We start from the raw sequence: 15995 nt of genomic DNA, 5'->3' as shown, positions 1-15995 counted from the left end.
TCAGTCGATTCCAACATTTGCACCTTTCAGTCCGTTGAATGCACCTTCAATAGCTGCTTCTTCATGACCGATCAGCCATTTGTTCTTCGCTGTGAGAAGCTTGTCTTCTCCTTCGGAAGCTGTTTCAAAAGTCAGTTCTGTGTTGGTTCCTTTCGGAAGGACAACGACGCACTGGAAACCGCTTTCATTTACATGGCATGGTGCATAATGCAGTGTAGTTGCATATACTTCGATTGCAGTTCCTGCCGGAACAAGGAAAGCTTCTACTTTTGATGTGTCATATGTAAAATCTTTCTCCACATCCTGCTGATGTCCGATCAGCAGTACAAGGTCTGTCACTGCAACGTTGATCTCGGAGCTGCGGTGGTATTCCAGACCGTTTAATTTCTTGTTATGTCCGTTGCAATATCCGATTTCGATCGGCAGACCGCCATATCCCTTGTTCTGCAGTTCTTTTGCAACCGGCAGTGCTTCCATTTCTTCTACGGAAGGAACATAAGTCACATCCTCCGGAACCGGCGTGTGTTTCATTTCCTTCAAAAGTTCCGTAAAGTCATACCCCTCCAGTACTTTACCATATCTACGGAACGCGTCGTCTGCTACATTCTGAATCCTCACCTGAAGTTACCTCCTTTATTTTTTTCTGAATTCAGTATAGCATGAGCTGCTTTCAATTGCGCCAGATTTTTTGTCCTCTTTAGTGCACTTTTTTGACCTTGTATTTTTTTAGTTGTCAAAACATTTGTAAAAATTTCAAAAAAACAAGCGCCTGTGAGAGCGCCTGTTTCCATCTTTTTTTATTCTTTATCTGCTTTGTCGAGTTCACTCGGCAAAATGCCGTAACGCTTCTGAAATTCCCTTGTAAATGCGCGGCTGCTGCTGAATCCGTTGTCCAGTGCGATCTGGCTGATCGTCTTGTCTGTATTCAATAATTCTCTGTACGCGTAGGTCATGCGAATATCCTGCAGGTATGTCTTAAAATTGACATTTGCATATTTCTGAAACATTCTGGATAAATATGCATCCGAGTAGCCAAACATATTCGCAACTTCAGCCAGTTTCAACTCTTCCTGATAATGTTCTCTCATATAGGAAGTGATTCTTGCAAGCGCATCCAGACGTCGGCTGTGACGTACTTCCTGCTCCCCTGCCTCATCAAGGCGATAATAATTGACCAGAAGATACAATACATCATAATAAAAAGAACGGATTTTAAACTCATACCCGGTTCCGCGTTTACCGTAAAGTTTATACATTTCACGCACAAGTTTTGAAAGCTTCCCGTCCATTTCCGGTAGGCTTCCCGCAAAACGGATAAAACGGTGTGCCGTAAAATAATCTTCAAACTGTTTCAGCGGAATCTGCAAAACTGCCGTATGGTTTTCCTCCGGTGAATCAATTGAATGCACTTCATTTGAATTAATGATCATCAGCTCTCCCGCCTTAAGCGGATGCTTCTCGTCATTCAGGTAAAATGTCAGCGAACCTTCCATTACCGCAAAAATCTCGACGGATGTGTGCCAGTGCTTTTCCCGTACATAATTACCCTGACTTCCCTCAAACAAAAAGAATTTAAATGGCAGTCCCTCATCCGGGATCACCAGTTCATGCTGGAATTCCATGCCATACCCCTCTCACCTGTATATAGTATTTACTCTCACTAATAATAGTTTACTAATTCATATCATAACATGAAGAAGTTTCATTTACAAGCAAGCGAAAATGGCGAAAGTTTTATCTATCTTATTGCATCCTTCATGCTCTTCACATACTCTCCGACATACGGCACGCAATCTTCCCCATAGGTTTCGCACAGCTTCACAATAGCAGAACCTACAATCACTCCATCTGCCTGCTCTGTCATTTTCTTCGCCTGCTCCAGCGTGGAAATTCCAAAACCGACCGCACACGGAATATCCTTCTGCGCTTTTACAAGCTGAACCATCGCTCCGATATCTGTCGTGATATGGCTTCTCATACCGGTAACGCCAAGAGAAGACACACAGTAAACAAAACCTTCTGCCTCTTTTGCAATCATAGAAATACGTTCATGAGAGGTCGGTGCAATCAGAGAAATCAGATCCAGTCCATACTTCTCCGCTACCAATGCAAACTCCTCTTTTTCCTCAAACGGCACATCCGGAAGAATCATCCCGTCCATTCCCACTTCCGCTGCTTTCCTACAAAAACGCTCTACACCGTAAGAAAAAACAACATTCGCATACGTCATAAATACCATCGGAATTGATGTATTTTTACGGATTTTTGCAACCATATCAAATACTTTATCAGTCGTAACCCCACCAGATAAAGCACGTAAATTCGCCCCCTGAATTATCGGTCCCTCTGCTGTCGGATCAGAAAAAGGAATGCCGAGTTCAATCAAATCTGCACCGGCTTCTTCCATTGCATAAACGATTTTTTCAGTAACATCAAGAGATGGATCCCCACAGGTAACAAACGGGATAAATGCTTTTCCTTTTGCAAATGCTTCTGTAATTCTCTTATTCATGGATATCCTCCCCTCTGTAACGTGCGATTGCCGCACAGTCCTTATCTCCACGTCCTGAAATTGTAATAACTACGATTTGATCTTTGCGCATCTGTGGTACAATTTTTCTTGCATAAGCCACAGCGTGAGCACTTTCGATTGCCGGAATGATGCCCTCTGTTCTTGACAGATATTCAAATGCATCTACCGCTTCATCATCTGTTACCGGCACATATTCCGCACGTCCAATATCATAAAGATGTGCATGTTCCGGTCCAACACCCGGGTAATCCAACCCTGCTGAGATTGAATAAACCGGTGCAATCTGACCATATTCATCCTGGCAGAAATAAGACTTCATTCCATGGAAAATACCAAGTTTTCCGGTTGCGATCGTTGCTGCAGTCTCTGCTGTATTTACACCACGACCAGCAGCTTCACAGCCGATCAGACGCACACCTTCATCCTCGATAAAGTTATAAAATGTACCGATTGCATTGGAACCGCCACCTACACAGGCAAGTACGGCATCTGGAAGTTTTCCTTCTTTTTCGAGGATCTGTTCTTTTATTTCTTTAGAAATAACAGCCTGAAAATCACGTACGATCGTCGGGAACGGATGCGGACCCATGACAGAGCCGAGTACATAATGTGTGTCGGAAATACGGTTTGTCCACTCTCTCATTGTCTCAGAAACAGCATCTTTTAGGGTCGCAGTTCCTGATGTAACGGCATGTACTTTTGCTCCCAGAAGGCGCATTCTGTATACGTTTAATGCCTGACGTTCCGTGTCTTCTTTACCCATAAAAACTTCACATTCCATGCCCATAAGAGCAGCTGCCGTTGCCGTTGCAACACCATGCTGACCGGCACCTGTCTCTGCAATGACACGTGTTTTTCCCATTTTTTTTGCAAGTAAAACCTGTCCGAGAACATTGTTGATCTTGTGTGCTCCAGTATGGTTTAAGTCCTCACGTTTCAGATAAACTTTTGCCCCGCCAAGGTCTTCCGTCATATGTGCGGCATAATATAAACGAGACGGACGTCCTGCGTAATTGTTGAGTAAGTCTGTCAGCTCACGGTTAAATTCCGGATCATCTTTATAGTGATTATAGGCCTCTTCCAATTCCAGCACTGCATTCATCAGTGTCTCCGGAATGTACTGCCCTCCATGTATTCCAAATCTACCTTTAGACATTTGCTTGATTTCCTCCTCTATTTTTTCCTTCAAAATATTCTTGTTGCTCTACAATCTCTTCTCTAATCCTGTACTGCGTTTCTTACAATATCCACAACTCTTCGGATCTTTTCCGGATCTTTCCACTTTTCTGTCTCCACACTACTGCTCAAGTCCACCGCAAACGGGTGAATCTCCCGGAGCGCCTGCTCCAGATTCTCTTCCCCGATTCCTCCTGCAAGGAAAAATGGACGTTCAATCTTTGGAATCAAAGACCAGTCAAATGTCTTGCCGGTTCCACCGCTGCCCTGATCAAGCAGGATATAATCTGCCGGACTCTGCAATGAATTCTCCATATCATCGGCTGTTTTTATGGAAAAAGCTTTGATGACCGGCTTATCTGTATGTGCTTTTAATTCTGCAATATAAGACTCATTCTCCTGTCCGTGAAGCTGTGCCATGGCAAGTGTTCCATCATCTAAAAGTGACCTTACAAGCTCCATTGACGCATTGACAAACACCCCGACCGGCTGAATTTCCGGTGAAAGATTCTTCACCAGTTCTCTTACCTCATCTGCTGTCACACTACGGAAGCTTTTGGGAAATTCAACGATAAATCCACAATAATCAGGATTCGCTTCATTGACTGCAAGGATATCTTCCCTGCGTCTTAAACCACATATTTTAATCTTTGTTTTGCTGAAATTTTCTGTTTTCATTTCCTGTATATCTATGTACTTATGCTTCTTCTAAAGGTGCTCCGTTCAGTTCCTCCAGTGCTGCTTTTTTATCTGGACTGCGCATAAGTGTCTCTCCGATCAGCACAGCTTCAATCTGATTTTCATGTAATTTTTTGATATCTTCTGATGTTCGGATACCGCTTTCAGATACAAAAATCACATTGTCCGGTGCAAGTTTACGAAGCCGTATGCTGTTCTGCATGTCCACTTCGAACGTCTTGAGATCACGATTATTGACGCCAATGATCCTTGCTCCACTCTTTATTGCACGCTCTACTTCTTCCTCGTCATGTGCTTCTACCAGCGCATCCATACCAAGGTCTTCTGCCATTTCTCGATATTCCCGAAGCTGTTTATCATCCAGAAGCGCACAGATCAGAAGTACGGCTGCGGCTCCGTATGCGGCTGCCTGCAAAATCATATAATCATCGATTACGAAGTCTTTTCGAAGGACCGGAATGTCTACTTCCGATGCAATTTCCCACAGATACTGATCTGAACCCTGAAAATAAAAAGGCTCTGTCAGGCAGGAAATAGCCGCTGCTCCAGCTGCTTTATATTCTTTCGCAATCTCCAGATACGGAAAATCCGATGCGATCAGTCCCTTTGACGGGGAGGCTTTTTTGACCTCGCAGATATAAGACATTCCCGGTTTTTTCAGTGCCTGGTAGAAACTGTGTGGTGTTTTTGCCGTTTCAGACTGAATCAACGGATTCAGAAGCATCTGGACTTTTTTCTGTCGGATCTCGTTGATCAGATCTTCACGGGGCATTTCTTTTTTATCTCTTTCGATACGCTCTCTCGTCTTTTCGGCAATCTCATTCAATATATTCATAATAATAAATTTCCTTTTCTTATAAAGTTCAGATATACAATCCCTTCATTCGGAACAATACTCTGACTTTCCTATTATAGCACTTACTCATTTGAGCAGGCGATAAATTCATCCAGTTTTTTCAGTGCCGCACCACTGTCAATCAGTTCTTCAGCCATACGGACACCGGCTTCCATTGTCTCAGCTTTGCCTGCAATATAGAGTGCTGCACCCGCATTTAAGCATACTGCCTGACGCTTCGGTCCTTTCTCTTCTCCTCTTAAAATTGCCTTTGTGATCTCAGCATTTTCTACCGGAGTACCACCTGCAAGATCATCTTTGGAACATCTTTCATAACCGAACTGCTCCGGCGTGATCTCATAAGACTGGAACCAGCCATCCTTGATTTCACAAACAGACGTAGGTGCGCTCATTGAAATCTCATCCAGCTTATCCTGTCCGAATACAACCATTCCTTTTGTCACGCCAAGCTTCGCCATTACCTGTGCAAGCGGCTCTACAAGTGCCTGATCAAATACTCCCATCAGTTCCATATTGGCGCCCGCCGGGTTGCTTAAAGGTCCGAGAATATTGAATACTGTACGGATTCCAAGTTCTTTACGGATCGGTGCCACATACTTCATTGCTATATGATAATTCTGTGCAAACAGAAAACAGATATTGATTTTTTTAAGGAGTTCTGCGCTCTTTTCCGGTGGAATCGTAATATTTACACCAAGTGCTTCAAGCACATCTGCCGCACCGCTTTTTGAGGATGCTGCACGGTTTCCGTGTTTGGCGACCGGCACTCCGCCTGCTGCAATAACCAGTGAAGAAGTAGTGGAAATATTGAAGGAATTGGCCCCGTCACCACCTGTTCCGACGATTTCAAGTACATCCAGATCATGCAGTAATTTAATACAGTGTGCACGCATTCCTGCTGCAGATGCAGTGATCTCATCAATCGTCTCGCCTTTCATGGAAAGTGCCGTCAGATAGGAAGACATCTGTACCGCTGTCGCCTGTCCGCTCATGATTTCATCCATAACTGTTTCTGCTTCCTGATATGTCAGATTTTCTTTTTTGGAAAGTCTTACGATTGCTTCTTTAATCATTTTAATTTCCTCCTGATTATTTTTTTATACCAAATTCCTATAACTATGAATACTTACGAATTGTTTCGTTGCTCTGCAACTCTCATAAAGTTTTCCACCATCACTTTTCCATCCGGTGTCATGACAGATTCCGGATGAAACTGTACTCCGAAAATCGGATATTCTGTATGTTCAACAGCCATGATTTCACCATCTTCCGCCTCAGCAGTAACCCTTAAGACATCTGGTAATTTTTCTCTTACTGCTGCCAGTGAATGGTATCTTGCTGCCTGAAAGCTGTCCCCAAGTCCTTCAAAAAGAGGGCTCTTTCCAACCGTATAAATGGTCTTTTTCTTTCCATGCATCAGTTCCTTTGCATAGGAGACTTCCCCACCGAAAGCTTCACAGATTGCCTGATGTCCGAGGCAGATACCAAGGATTGGAAGTTTTCCGGCAAAGTATCGAATTGCCTCAATGCAGATTCCTGCTTCTGCCGGTCTGCCCGGTCCCGGTGAGAGAATCAGTGCTTCCGGCTTCATTTCTTCGATTTCTTTTACGCTGTATTCATCATTTCGTACAACTTTTATATCCGGTGCTACGGAACCGATCAGCTGATATACGTTGTACGAAAAGCTGTCATAATTATCAATCAGTACGATCATTCCAGTCCCTCCTGTGCTTTCTCGATTGCCAGTACAACCGCTCTCGCCTTGTTGCAGCATTCCTCGAATTCTTTTTCCGGAATACTGTCCGCCACAATTCCGGCTCCGGACCGGATACAGATCTCACCTTTTTTCTTGTATACCAGTCGTATTGCAATGCAGGTATCAAGGTTTCCGGCAAAATCCAGATAACCGATAGCTCCTCCGTAGATGCCTCGTTTACTCTGCTCCAGTTCTTCGATGATCTGGCATGCACGGAACTTCGGTGCTCCGGATAGTGTTCCTGCCGGAAGAATGGAATCAACGGCATCTATTGCATCTTTGTCCTCTCTGAGTTCACCTGCAACCGTGGAACCGATGTGCATAACCTGTGAAAAATGTTCCACAGTCATATATTTTTCTACTTCAACCGTTCCGATCTTACTGATCCTTCCTATATCATTTCGCCCAAGATCGACCAGCATATTATGCTCTGCAAGTTCCTTTTCATCTTTTAAAAGTCCGGCTTCCAGTTCCTGATCTTCTTCTCTTGTCTTACCCCTCGGTCTTGTTCCGGCAAGAGGAAATGTTGTCAGTTTTTTGTCTTCAAGCTTTACCAGTGTCTCCGGTGATGCACCTGCAAGCTCGATATCATCACTGGAAAAATAGAACATATACGGTGACGGGTTTGTCGCTCTTAAAACTCTGTAAGTATCAAATAAGCTTCCCTCTGCTTTCGCCCTCATCGGATTAGAAAGCACAACCTGAAAAATGTCACCTTCATGGATATAATGCTTTGCTTTTTCAACCATACCGCAGTATTTTTCTTTTGGGAACTGTGGTTTGATCTCAGATGCCAGCTTCAATGAAGGAAACTCCTCTTTCTCTCCATCGCGTATCAGATCTGCCATTTCCTGAAGTTTTTTTTCTGCTTTCTGATAAGACTTTTCAAGATCATCAAGCATCACTCCTGTAATCAAAAGTACCTTCTGGCGATAATGATCAAACGCAATTACCTGATCAAATAACATCAGATCCATGTCCCTGAAATCCGGATCTTCGTGCTCTCCAAGCTTTAATTTCGGCTCGCTGTATTTGATATAATCGTAAGAAAAATATCCTACCAGCCCACCGGTAAACGGAGGCATTTCTTCCATCACCGGACTTTTATATTCTTTCAAAATCTCTCTTAAAGTGTCTCCCGGATGTGCAACCTGTTTCGTAACCCCCTCATCATTGCCCACTTCTGTATGACGGATCTTCATGTATCCGTCTGTGCAGGTAATTTCCATCACCGGTTCGTATCCGAGGAAAGAATAGCGTCCCCACACTTCTGTCTGGCTGGCACTTTCCAGCAGATAACAATGTCTGCTTGCCTTCCTTAAAGTTCTCATAACTTCTACCGGTGTATATCTGTCTGCATACACTTCCCGGCAGACCGGAACTCTTTTGTACTGTCCTTTTGCTGCAATCTCTCTGATGTTTTCCAGTGTAGGATACATGTATCTTTACCTCCTCCTGATGCATTTCTTAGAATGTGTCTGATAAAGCGGAGCATTTTACGTTATTGGAATATTACAGAATAATTTCCTGTAACATAAAAAGCCCGTCCATGACAAAGATTCCTCTGTCAAGGACGAGCAATAAACTTCACCCGCGGTGCCACCTTGATTCACGAAATGACTCGTGCGCTTTGCGGAATACCTGCATATTCCCGGCAACTTACGTATGCCCTACGTCACAGAATACTAAGCTACTACCTTTCCCTGTGCCCTCAGCGGTCCATTTAGCAGCCTGCATTTCCATCCAGCTCTCACCCACCCGGATTCTCTGTGCGCGCATAACAGCTTTTATCTCCGCTTCAACGGTTTAACTTATTAAATTGAATTTTCTATAAAATAGCATGATTTTTTTTAATTGTCAATAGGGTTAGACAGATTTCACATTTTTTATTCTCAACTTTGTGATTCCCCTCTTTTAAACTTCGGAGAATATGATATAATAAGCAAAGAAAAAAAGCAGTACCATACAGGCACTGTCGTATCATAAAAAGGAGTTTATCCACTATGAAATTTATTTATCCTGCGGTTTTCCGCAAAACTGACAAAGGAACTTACCGGGGATTTTTCCCTGATCTTGAAGACTGTTACGGTGAGGGCGACACACTTGACGAGGCCATCGAAGAGGCTAATGCAGCTGCCTACAACTGGATCACACTTGAACTTGATGAAGATGACTGCCAGCTTCCGCCGGTTTCCGATGAGGATGATCTGGAACTTCAGGATGGAGATATTGTCCGGAATATCTCCGTCAATATCAGATTTTATGAGGGTTGGGATGAATGATCATTCCAACTTTTTTTGTTCAGGGAATATTTACCAGAACTACAGATACCGGTGGAACGTTGATTCGATTCCACCGGTATTTTTGTATTATGATATTTTCAGAAACATTGCCACAGCAAATTTCTACTTCTCTTTTACTGCTTTTTCTGCAGTTTTCGGAGTACCAGTATCGCCGCTGCCATCACTCCCGAAAGTACAAGGATTCCGACAAATACTTCAAGCGGTGTATTGTCTCCGGTCTTCGGACTGGATGCTGTTTTCACACTGTGTGATACAGCCGTCGTACTGCCGCCCGGTCTTCCCTGCACCGTTGTCGCTCTTTTAAGCGCTGTAGTTGATTTGGTTGTCGGTATCCGGGTAATGACCGGTGTCGCAGCAGGCTTTTTTGCAATCAGTCTTGTATTCACAAACTGAATTGCATCCGTTTTACTTCCACTTCCCTTCCTTGATGCCCAGACTTCTGATTCGAATCCTCCCTGTCCATCATTCAGGACATATACCGTCACTTCATAGGGGCTCTGGTCATATCGTATATTCTTTACGGAACCGGATTTCTGAGATATTTCATAATGATATTCCCCGGGTTCCGTATATTCGATTGCTCCAAACAACCCTCTGCCCGCTCCATTTGAGACTGTAATACAAAGTTCCGTTTCCTGTGGTATCGGTACCCCGCTTTCCTTTGCGGAAAGCACATACTCAAAAACTCTGCTGTCTGCGCTGTTCTGGTTCCTGTAAATAACCGAAACCGGAAGTGTGACCCGGCAGCTGTTTCCTCCCCTATCCGCCATCACCTGACCCGGCAAGAGCAGTATCCCGATCAGCGCCGAAATGCAGAGCAGCCTGCATAACTTTTTTATTTTTTTTATCATGTCTGATTCACCTGCTTTTCTTTTTCAAGCCGCCCAAAGAGGATCACACGGCCATTTGTTTCTGCTTCAGCACAGGTTGACAGCCCGATCAGCCGGTCCTGCCTGGTAATTCCGATGTCCCGGTACTGCACAGCTTCTTTTTGGATATATGCAAGCAGTTCTGCCATGTTTTCCTGCTTTCTGACTTCCGGCCGGTACACCAGCCTGTCATAAGCATCCGTCTGAAGACACGCATACAAAGTGATTTCAACGCTTCTTCCATCCGGATAAAAAAGCCTCCCTGTCTGATGCTTTTCAAAATAAGTCCTGTCAGTAAACCGGACCACATCCCCAAACATAGCACCATTTGCCATATGATGCCCAAAGAGCAGATTATAACAGTCGCTAAAATCTGATGTGTTTTCACTGTCCAAAAAAATGGTCCCGGACAATGAAAACTCTCCATACACACCTTTGTTTACATATTCCATATCGTCTTCGCCCTGTACGATTGGATAATCCACATGGGTGCCGTCTATCGTCAGCCATCCACGGACATCCGGATTGATTGCCAGAAGTTCATTAAGACCTGCATCATCCTCATCCACTGACACAGACGGTTTATACTTCATCAGATTCTGAGAGACAAACGCCCCCTGATACAGCATTGCCATATCCCACAGGGCATAGCCGCCGTACAAAAGCATCACAGTTGCCAGAATTGCCGCCACGAAGCTGACCAGCCAGTCACCTGTCTTTGATACAAAAACAATTATTTTCATTTTTTTCCGTAATGTCTGACGCGAAGGAACGCAAAACCAAGGATAAAGGCTGCTGCTACCATGATCGCATATGGAGCGATATCCATTACGATACCCATCGGAGGTGTTGCATCTTTTGTATTTGTATAGCTGACATTCGTATCTGCCGTAATTGTTCCGGTAGCCGTACCATCTTTAGAAGAACCTGCATTTGCAATGCTGGTTGTATAACCATTCGCATTTGCCTCAACCTCTGTAATAGTATAAGAATCATTTGCAGAAAGGCCATAGATTGTAACACTGTCGCCTGATTTCAGTGTGATTGCTGTACTGCTTCCATTCCACTGTTCAATTGCTGTTTCACCATTTTTTGTAACATAATATACTTCATCGTTATTGCTGCTGTTTATTGCAATATTAAACGCAAATTCTTTTGACAGATTACCAAGCTTCCCGGTTACTGTCTTTGATACCGTCAGATCCTGTATCTGACCTTCTGCATGATTATATGTGTTCGTAAAATTTGCTTCCGACAGTTTGTCTCCGGTTGCCTCATCAAAGAAGCGGTAGTCAAAAGAGTCATCTGAATATTTGTAGATATCCAGAATCTTTTTTTCTGTAGAATAAGCAATGCCTTCAAATCCACTTGTCGAAGTCTCTTTAATCACATAACGGTAAATTCCCGGTTCAACGAACGATGATGCATTGACCATAAGTGCTGTATCCTTCGTTTCCTGTTTACTCCCGATATCACTTTTTGCAGATGAAAAACCAATGCTTCCTGTTGTAGATCCATTCGCAAAAGTTACACCGCCTGCAGGGCCGACTTCTACTTTATTGTCCGGATCCGCAACTCCCGGAGCAATCTCAAAACCAAAAGTTGTATTCGGTATATATGAATTTTCATATTTTTCCAGTGTTTTTGAAATTTTAAGTCCGTCAACACCTTTGCCGATTGGACTGGTTGCTGCTATGACCGGCACAGCCATTACCGTCATCATTGCACCAGCTATTACAACAGCTGCCATTTTTTTCATAAATTTCGCTTTGCTTATCATACTTACTTCCTCCTTAAATCTTTTTACTGCTACATCTCTGCCATCCTCTGCGGAACTTCTTCCAGATACCTGTTTTTTTCTTCCATGTCTGTCTTCAGCTCTTCCAGGAACTGACGGATATACAGAATCTCATCATTCCTATTCAGTCCTTCCGCCTGTTCTTTTTCATAGATTTTCAGACTTTCAAGAAGTGTCCCGCATACATTGTGGATTGCCTCCCCGTTTCCGTTAAAGCCACGGTACAATCTCCGTATCGCCTCATTTTCCGACATCTGAAATGCTGTCGCATAAAGTTTATGGAGCATATAGGTTCTGCGCCCACCCTCTTTCCAGAGTGCAATGTAACGTGTCCCTTTTTTCGTACGTGAAGACACAACTACATGCGTAGAAACCTTTCTCCCGTCAATTCCCGTGCCGTCTACTCTGCGGACAACTGCATTTTCGTTTATCTCATATAGTCCTTCATATCCTTTTATATCCCGCCACATACTCTCACCTTATCCTGTCTGTAATCTTTTTTACTGCTCCGTCACTCATCCATCAGATACCCGAACGGCGTACTATGGTAATGACTTTTCCTTTTATTTCACTTGTATCCACTACCCCAAAAGACCTGCTGTCCTTTGCTCCTTCCCTGTTGTCACAGAGAATAAAATACTGATCCTCTTTCAGCGCCAGAGGATATTCCACCTCTGAATCATATGCCGGTGTCGTATAAAAAATATTGTCTTCCATCACCGTGCTTTTATTGACCATTAAATCTGACTCATCCGTGATCTCCACAACATCTCCGGGCACTGCCACGATCCGTCCGGTATACTGTATACCTTCCTTTTGGAATACCACAACATCATCACTTTTCAGATTTTTGTCCAGTCTGTAATAAAGCATCAGATCACCCGCACATACCGCCGGCTGCATATCTGCATTTGCCATAGGCGTTAGCCCAAAGACCACTCCAAAAAGAATCCCGATAACCGTGATCAGCAAAAACAGCCTGACCAGAAAATTACGAAGTGCTCTCATATTTCTCTCCGATTTTTATCTTTTCCGCCGTGCCGGCTTCAGAAGAAGTCCGGCCACGCCGATTCCTGCAAGTGACATCACAGCAAACGGAAGTGGCTCATCTGTGATACCCATCGGAGCCGGTGTTTCTTCTTTCCACTGCGCATAAAGCACGTTGCTATCTTCATCCAATGTATCGATTCGGATCACATCACCTTTCTTCAGAAGGACTCCATCGCTTCCGTCCGCAGAAGTGCTCCAGCCGGCGAAGTAAAATCCGCTCATCTTTACATCAACACAATCGTTATTGATTGTATAGTTCTCATTCGGATTTTCGATTTCCACAACATCGTCTGCTTTTTTCTCTCCATTTACCATACCGCCGTTATAATTATAGGTAAGAGTTGTTTTCCTTTTTTGTGTCCATTTTGCATAAAGGATCACATCCTCTTCCGGCATCACAAATTCATTCCCCGGGTAATAATCCATACCGGTACCATCTGCCTCTGTATTCCAGCAGAGAAATCCTTTTGAGTTTTCCGGCACCGCCCAGTCTTTCGGGACTCCCGCCATCTTTGCTTTGGCACCGCCCGCATAACGTCTGGTATCAAGCAATGTCGGAGTATTTATTTCTCCGTTATTTGCATCATAAGTAAGTGTGTAACTGCCTTCATTTGCCCACTGCGCATACAACGTAAGATCTTTCGTGAGAATCTGGTCAAAGTTAAACGGCTGCGTTCCTGCTTCATCCATTGTCCATCCGACAAACCTGTAGTGTGTCCTCTCCGGATCTTCCGGCTTCCGTGCCACATGATTTGCTTCAAACTGTTGTTCCGGAATCTGTGTTGCATTCTCCCCGGTCACAAACGTAACTATGATCGTCTTTGCTCTCCACTGTGCATAAAGTGCCAGATTAGATGCCGGCATTTTTGCATTATCAAAAGAAAATTCAGAACCCTCTTCACATCCCGGAGTTGTATACCATCCTGCAAATTCCGTCATATATTCCGGAAGTGAATCCGGCGGCTGCGGTGTCCAATTCTGATTGGAAATATCCTTCTCGAAACGAATAAATTGAACTGTTTTTACCGGTTTCTGACTGACATTGTAAAATTGGAGGTCATATGTTTTTCGTGTGTAATAAAAATTATACGTTTGGTCTGCATTTTCCCGTCCACCATCGGTCACTTCCTGCTTCTCATAGTCATATCCCGTAATATTTTTGGGATTAAAAGATCCTGCCGCATATACAAACTGACTGTAATCTGTTAATTCTGTATATTCATCATTGTCTACGTTCTGTCCCCAATAACGTACATCCAATTTATACAGATTCGATTGCCAGTCTGCTGTATAATTCTGTATTTCATTGTCTTTATCTGTCCTTATTAAGTCCTCTGTAACTGTCTGTCGCTTTGAAGTTTTAAGTATTTCTGTGTTTTTTCCGCCTTTCCATCCATTAAAATACCAGTTCCATCCCCAACCACTGTTATTGTACTGTACCTCATTTCCGGCCGGCCATCTGTCTGCGATCGCTTCACCGTATTTTGCGGTAAACGAATAATTACTTCCTGTATATGTCTTTCCTCCGATCTGAATACTTCCATTTCCGTCATTCAGATGGAATTTAAAAACATAAGAATTTCTCGCATACCGTACATTCAGTACCGTAGACCCGTCACCTGCGATCGTCACATCTTTCGATGCCTTTGAATCATAATGAAAGCAGGAATACCTTGTGGCATTTCCATAAATATCTGCTTTCACAGTACTTCCAGTCGCACCGCTTGCCGACTCCTGACTGACATAATCATATACACCTGTCGTCAACGTTTCTTTCCAGTACACAACCTTGTAGCCGGCAGTTCCTTCTCTCCATTTCGCATACAAAATAAGATCTGTTTCTACCGTCTGTCCAAATGTGTATGCCTGACTGCAATCCTCATCGGTGAACCATCCGTCAAATATATATCCGGCTTTCACAGGATCAGAAGGCTTCTGTGAGTTCTCACCATAGTAAACCAGCTGCGGATCTACTGCCGTTCCACCATTTGATACAAAGCGTATCCAGCTTGCTTTTTTTACTACCGGATAAAGGATAAAATCACCGTCTGCGCTGCTGATCGTATATTCACTGTCCGGTTGATTGGACTCTGCGTTCCCGGACCAGCCGACAAATACATATCCCACCTCTGCTTTGTATCCATAATTTTCTGAAACAGGTATAATTTTTTCACCATCTGCCAATGCTTCAGTATGAAGGATTCTACCATGCTCTCCATTATCTGTTTTGTAATAGACATAATGTACATTACTGAACTTTGCAAAAAGATCGAGTTCCACATTTTCTGTGAGATTACCGTCCTGTTTTCCGGCAATCTGTGCACCTGTTTTCAAAAAATCCTCTGCTGTAAATTCCGTTCCGTCTTCCCGAAACCACCCCAGGAATTTTTTCTTATCTGCATTTTCACCGGATGCCGCCGGTGTCTGCGGTTTTACCAGAATTTCATTTTCAGAAAGAATCTGGGTATTAATCGGATCTTCTGATTTATCTTCTGTTCTATAAAAACGGCAGGTTACCGTAAAGTGTGTTTCCGGATCAATAAGGATTGTCTGTACGCTGACTGAACCCGCTTCATCCGAACTCATCTCTGCATTCCCGGATACCTCTGTCGAATCAGCCGTTTCCTGCTTCGTTACCATCCCCCGATGCTCGTCCGCATCTGTGTCCTGCATCTGCGTCGTCTCTGACACTGGAGTTTCTTCCTGCGTTTCTTCTTTCGTAACTTCTTCCTGTGCCGCTTCTTTCGACTCCTGCGGCCCCTCTTCTGCCGTCTGTTCATCTTCAGGGAGTGCCGTCTCATCAGATTGAACAGCCACCTCTGCTTCATCGTCAGTAACATCCGGACTCTGTGCAAAAATCTGCGGATCTGTCTGGCAGATGAAGGATAAGACTACAGCCAACGTCAACAGGAATGTCATTATCTTTCTTATTCCTTTTAACATTCCGTTTTTCTC

The 15995-nt window shown here is 43.7% G+C and carries 17 protein-coding genes; 1 reads left to right on the top strand and 16 read right to left on the bottom strand.

Annotated elements, in window-relative coordinates; translation table 11 throughout:
* From BQ7344_RS13115 to trpE, 10 genes are all read right to left on the bottom strand, one after another.
* Entirely contained in the window at positions 1 to 618 is a 618-nt protein-coding gene (locus BQ7344_RS13115; protein WP_072522900.1) for a DUF4867 family protein, read from the bottom strand.
* Complete coding sequence (locus BQ7344_RS16230; RefSeq protein ID WP_159431381.1) at positions 615 to 791, bottom strand: hypothetical protein; 177 nt, start codon at positions 789 to 791, stop codon at positions 615 to 617. The genes BQ7344_RS13115 and BQ7344_RS16230 overlap by 4 nt, the downstream gene beginning before the upstream one ends.
* Positions 792 to 797: 6 nt before the next feature.
* Positions 798 to 1622 (bottom strand): AraC family transcriptional regulator, encoded by an 825-nt coding sequence (locus tag BQ7344_RS13110; protein WP_072522899.1) that lies wholly within the window; start codon positions 1620 to 1622, stop codon positions 798 to 800.
* A 116-nt stretch (positions 1623 to 1738) separates the two neighbouring features.
* A complete protein-coding gene (trpA, locus tag BQ7344_RS13105; RefSeq protein ID WP_072522898.1) occupies positions 1739 to 2512 on the bottom strand; it encodes a tryptophan synthase subunit alpha in 774 nt (257 codons plus the stop codon).
* Positions 2505 to 3689, bottom strand: a complete 1185-nt coding sequence (trpB, locus tag BQ7344_RS13100; protein WP_022387773.1) for a tryptophan synthase subunit beta — start codon at positions 3687 to 3689, stop codon at positions 2505 to 2507. Before trpB ends, trpA begins: the two co-directional genes overlap by 8 nt.
* Before the next feature lie 62 nt (positions 3690 to 3751).
* Complete coding sequence (locus tag BQ7344_RS13095; protein ID WP_072522897.1) at positions 3752 to 4387, bottom strand: phosphoribosylanthranilate isomerase; 636 nt, start codon at positions 4385 to 4387, stop codon at positions 3752 to 3754.
* A 19-nt stretch (positions 4388 to 4406) separates the two neighbouring features.
* Positions 4407 to 5243: an indole-3-glycerol phosphate synthase TrpC gene (trpC, locus tag BQ7344_RS13090; protein WP_072522896.1), complete on the bottom strand. Its 837-nt coding sequence runs from the start codon at positions 5241 to 5243 to the stop codon at positions 4407 to 4409.
* An 83-nt stretch (positions 5244 to 5326) separates the two neighbouring features.
* On the bottom strand, positions 5327 to 6337 hold the full coding sequence (trpD, locus tag BQ7344_RS13085) for an anthranilate phosphoribosyltransferase (protein ID WP_072522895.1): 1011 nt from the start codon (positions 6335 to 6337) through the stop codon (positions 5327 to 5329).
* Positions 6338 to 6390: 53 nt separating this feature from the next.
* Positions 6391 to 6978, bottom strand: a complete 588-nt coding sequence (locus BQ7344_RS13080; protein WP_072522894.1) for an anthranilate synthase component II — start codon at positions 6976 to 6978, stop codon at positions 6391 to 6393.
* Positions 6975 to 8459, bottom strand: a complete 1485-nt coding sequence (gene trpE, locus BQ7344_RS13075) for an anthranilate synthase component I (protein WP_072522893.1) — start codon at positions 8457 to 8459, stop codon at positions 6975 to 6977. Before trpE ends, BQ7344_RS13080 begins: the two co-directional genes overlap by 4 nt.
* 564 nt (positions 8460 to 9023) lie before the next feature.
* Between trpE and BQ7344_RS13065 the strand changes: the two genes are divergently transcribed.
* On the top strand, positions 9024 to 9302 hold the full coding sequence (locus tag BQ7344_RS13065) for a type II toxin-antitoxin system HicB family antitoxin (RefSeq protein WP_015543219.1): 279 nt from the start codon (positions 9024 to 9026) through the stop codon (positions 9300 to 9302).
* Between the two features lie 134 nt (positions 9303 to 9436).
* On the opposite strand, the gene BQ7344_RS13060 is transcribed toward BQ7344_RS13065, so the two are convergent.
* Genes BQ7344_RS13060 through BQ7344_RS13035 form a run of 6 tightly spaced genes read right to left on the bottom strand, consistent with a single transcriptional unit; the run spans position 9437 to position 15983 of the window.
* Positions 9437 to 10174 (bottom strand): Spy0128 family protein, encoded by a 738-nt coding sequence (locus BQ7344_RS13060; RefSeq protein ID WP_072522892.1) that lies wholly within the window; start codon positions 10172 to 10174, stop codon positions 9437 to 9439.
* Positions 10171 to 10935, bottom strand: a complete 765-nt coding sequence (srtB, locus tag BQ7344_RS13055) for a class B sortase (protein ID WP_072522891.1) — start codon at positions 10933 to 10935, stop codon at positions 10171 to 10173. The genes BQ7344_RS13060 and srtB overlap by 4 nt, the downstream gene beginning before the upstream one ends.
* Positions 10932 to 11972 carry a DUF7601 domain-containing protein gene (locus tag BQ7344_RS13050; protein ID WP_072522890.1) on the bottom strand — a complete coding sequence of 347 codons (1041 nt, stop codon included), beginning with the start codon at positions 11970 to 11972 and terminating at the stop codon, positions 10932 to 10934. The genes srtB and BQ7344_RS13050 overlap by 4 nt, the downstream gene beginning before the upstream one ends.
* Positions 11973 to 12001: 29 nt before the next feature.
* Positions 12002 to 12460 carry an NUMOD4 domain-containing protein gene (locus tag BQ7344_RS13045; protein ID WP_072522889.1) on the bottom strand — a complete coding sequence of 153 codons (459 nt, stop codon included), beginning with the start codon at positions 12458 to 12460 and terminating at the stop codon, positions 12002 to 12004.
* 52 nt (positions 12461 to 12512) lie between these two features.
* Positions 12513 to 12998: a signal peptidase I gene (lepB, locus tag BQ7344_RS13040; protein WP_072522888.1), complete on the bottom strand. Its 486-nt coding sequence runs from the start codon at positions 12996 to 12998 to the stop codon at positions 12513 to 12515.
* Between the two features lie 15 nt (positions 12999 to 13013).
* Entirely contained in the window at positions 13014 to 15983 is a 2970-nt protein-coding gene (locus tag BQ7344_RS13035) for an InlB B-repeat-containing protein (protein ID WP_159431380.1), read from the bottom strand.
* Positions 15984 to 15995: the final 12 nt, after the last annotated feature.

This window comes from Blautia sp. Marseille-P3087 (assembly GCF_900120195.1).
Lineage (GTDB): Bacteria > Bacillota > Clostridia > Lachnospirales > Lachnospiraceae > Blautia_A.
This window is presented reverse-complemented; position numbering and strand designations above follow the sequence as displayed.

Bases quoted from the DNA above. Each gene is read 5' to 3' on its own strand.
- BQ7344_RS16230 (WP_159431381.1), bottom strand. From the start codon at position 791: ATGGAAACAGGCGCTCTCACAGGCGCTTGTTTTTTTGAAATTTTTACA.
- BQ7344_RS13080 (WP_072522894.1), bottom strand. From the start codon at position 6,978: ATGATCGTACTGATTGATAATTATGACAGCTTTTCGTACAACGTATAT.
- BQ7344_RS13110 (WP_072522899.1), bottom strand. From the start codon at position 1,622: ATGGAATTCCAGCATGAACTGGTGATCCCGGATGAGGGACTGCCATTT.
- BQ7344_RS13060 (WP_072522892.1), bottom strand. From the start codon at position 10,174: ATGATAAAAAAAATAAAAAAGTTATGCAGGCTGCTCTGCATTTCGGCG.
- BQ7344_RS13065 (WP_015543219.1), top strand. From the start codon at position 9,024: ATGAAATTTATTTATCCTGCGGTTTTCCGCAAAACTGACAAAGGAACT.
- BQ7344_RS13050 (WP_072522890.1), bottom strand. From the start codon at position 11,972: ATGATAAGCAAAGCGAAATTTATGAAAAAAATGGCAGCTGTTGTAATA.
- BQ7344_RS13035 (WP_159431380.1), bottom strand. From the start codon at position 15,983: ATGTTAAAAGGAATAAGAAAGATAATGACATTCCTGTTGACGTTGGCT.
- trpD (WP_072522895.1), bottom strand. From the start codon at position 6,337: ATGATTAAAGAAGCAATCGTAAGACTTTCCAAAAAAGAAAATCTGACA.
- srtB (WP_072522891.1), bottom strand. From the start codon at position 10,935: ATGAAAATAATTGTTTTTGTATCAAAGACAGGTGACTGGCTGGTCAGC.
- trpE (WP_072522893.1), bottom strand. From the start codon at position 8,459: ATGTATCCTACACTGGAAAACATCAGAGAGATTGCAGCAAAAGGACAG.
- trpA (WP_072522898.1), bottom strand. From the start codon at position 2,512: ATGAATAAGAGAATTACAGAAGCATTTGCAAAAGGAAAAGCATTTATC.
- trpC (WP_072522896.1), bottom strand. From the start codon at position 5,243: ATGAATATATTGAATGAGATTGCCGAAAAGACGAGAGAGCGTATCGAA.
- BQ7344_RS13095 (WP_072522897.1), bottom strand. From the start codon at position 4,387: ATGAAAACAGAAAATTTCAGCAAAACAAAGATTAAAATATGTGGTTTA.
- lepB (WP_072522888.1), bottom strand. From the start codon at position 12,998: ATGAGAGCACTTCGTAATTTTCTGGTCAGGCTGTTTTTGCTGATCACG.
- BQ7344_RS13045 (WP_072522889.1), bottom strand. From the start codon at position 12,460: ATGTGGCGGGATATAAAAGGATATGAAGGACTATATGAGATAAACGAA.
- trpB (WP_022387773.1), bottom strand. From the start codon at position 3,689: ATGTCTAAAGGTAGATTTGGAATACATGGAGGGCAGTACATTCCGGAG.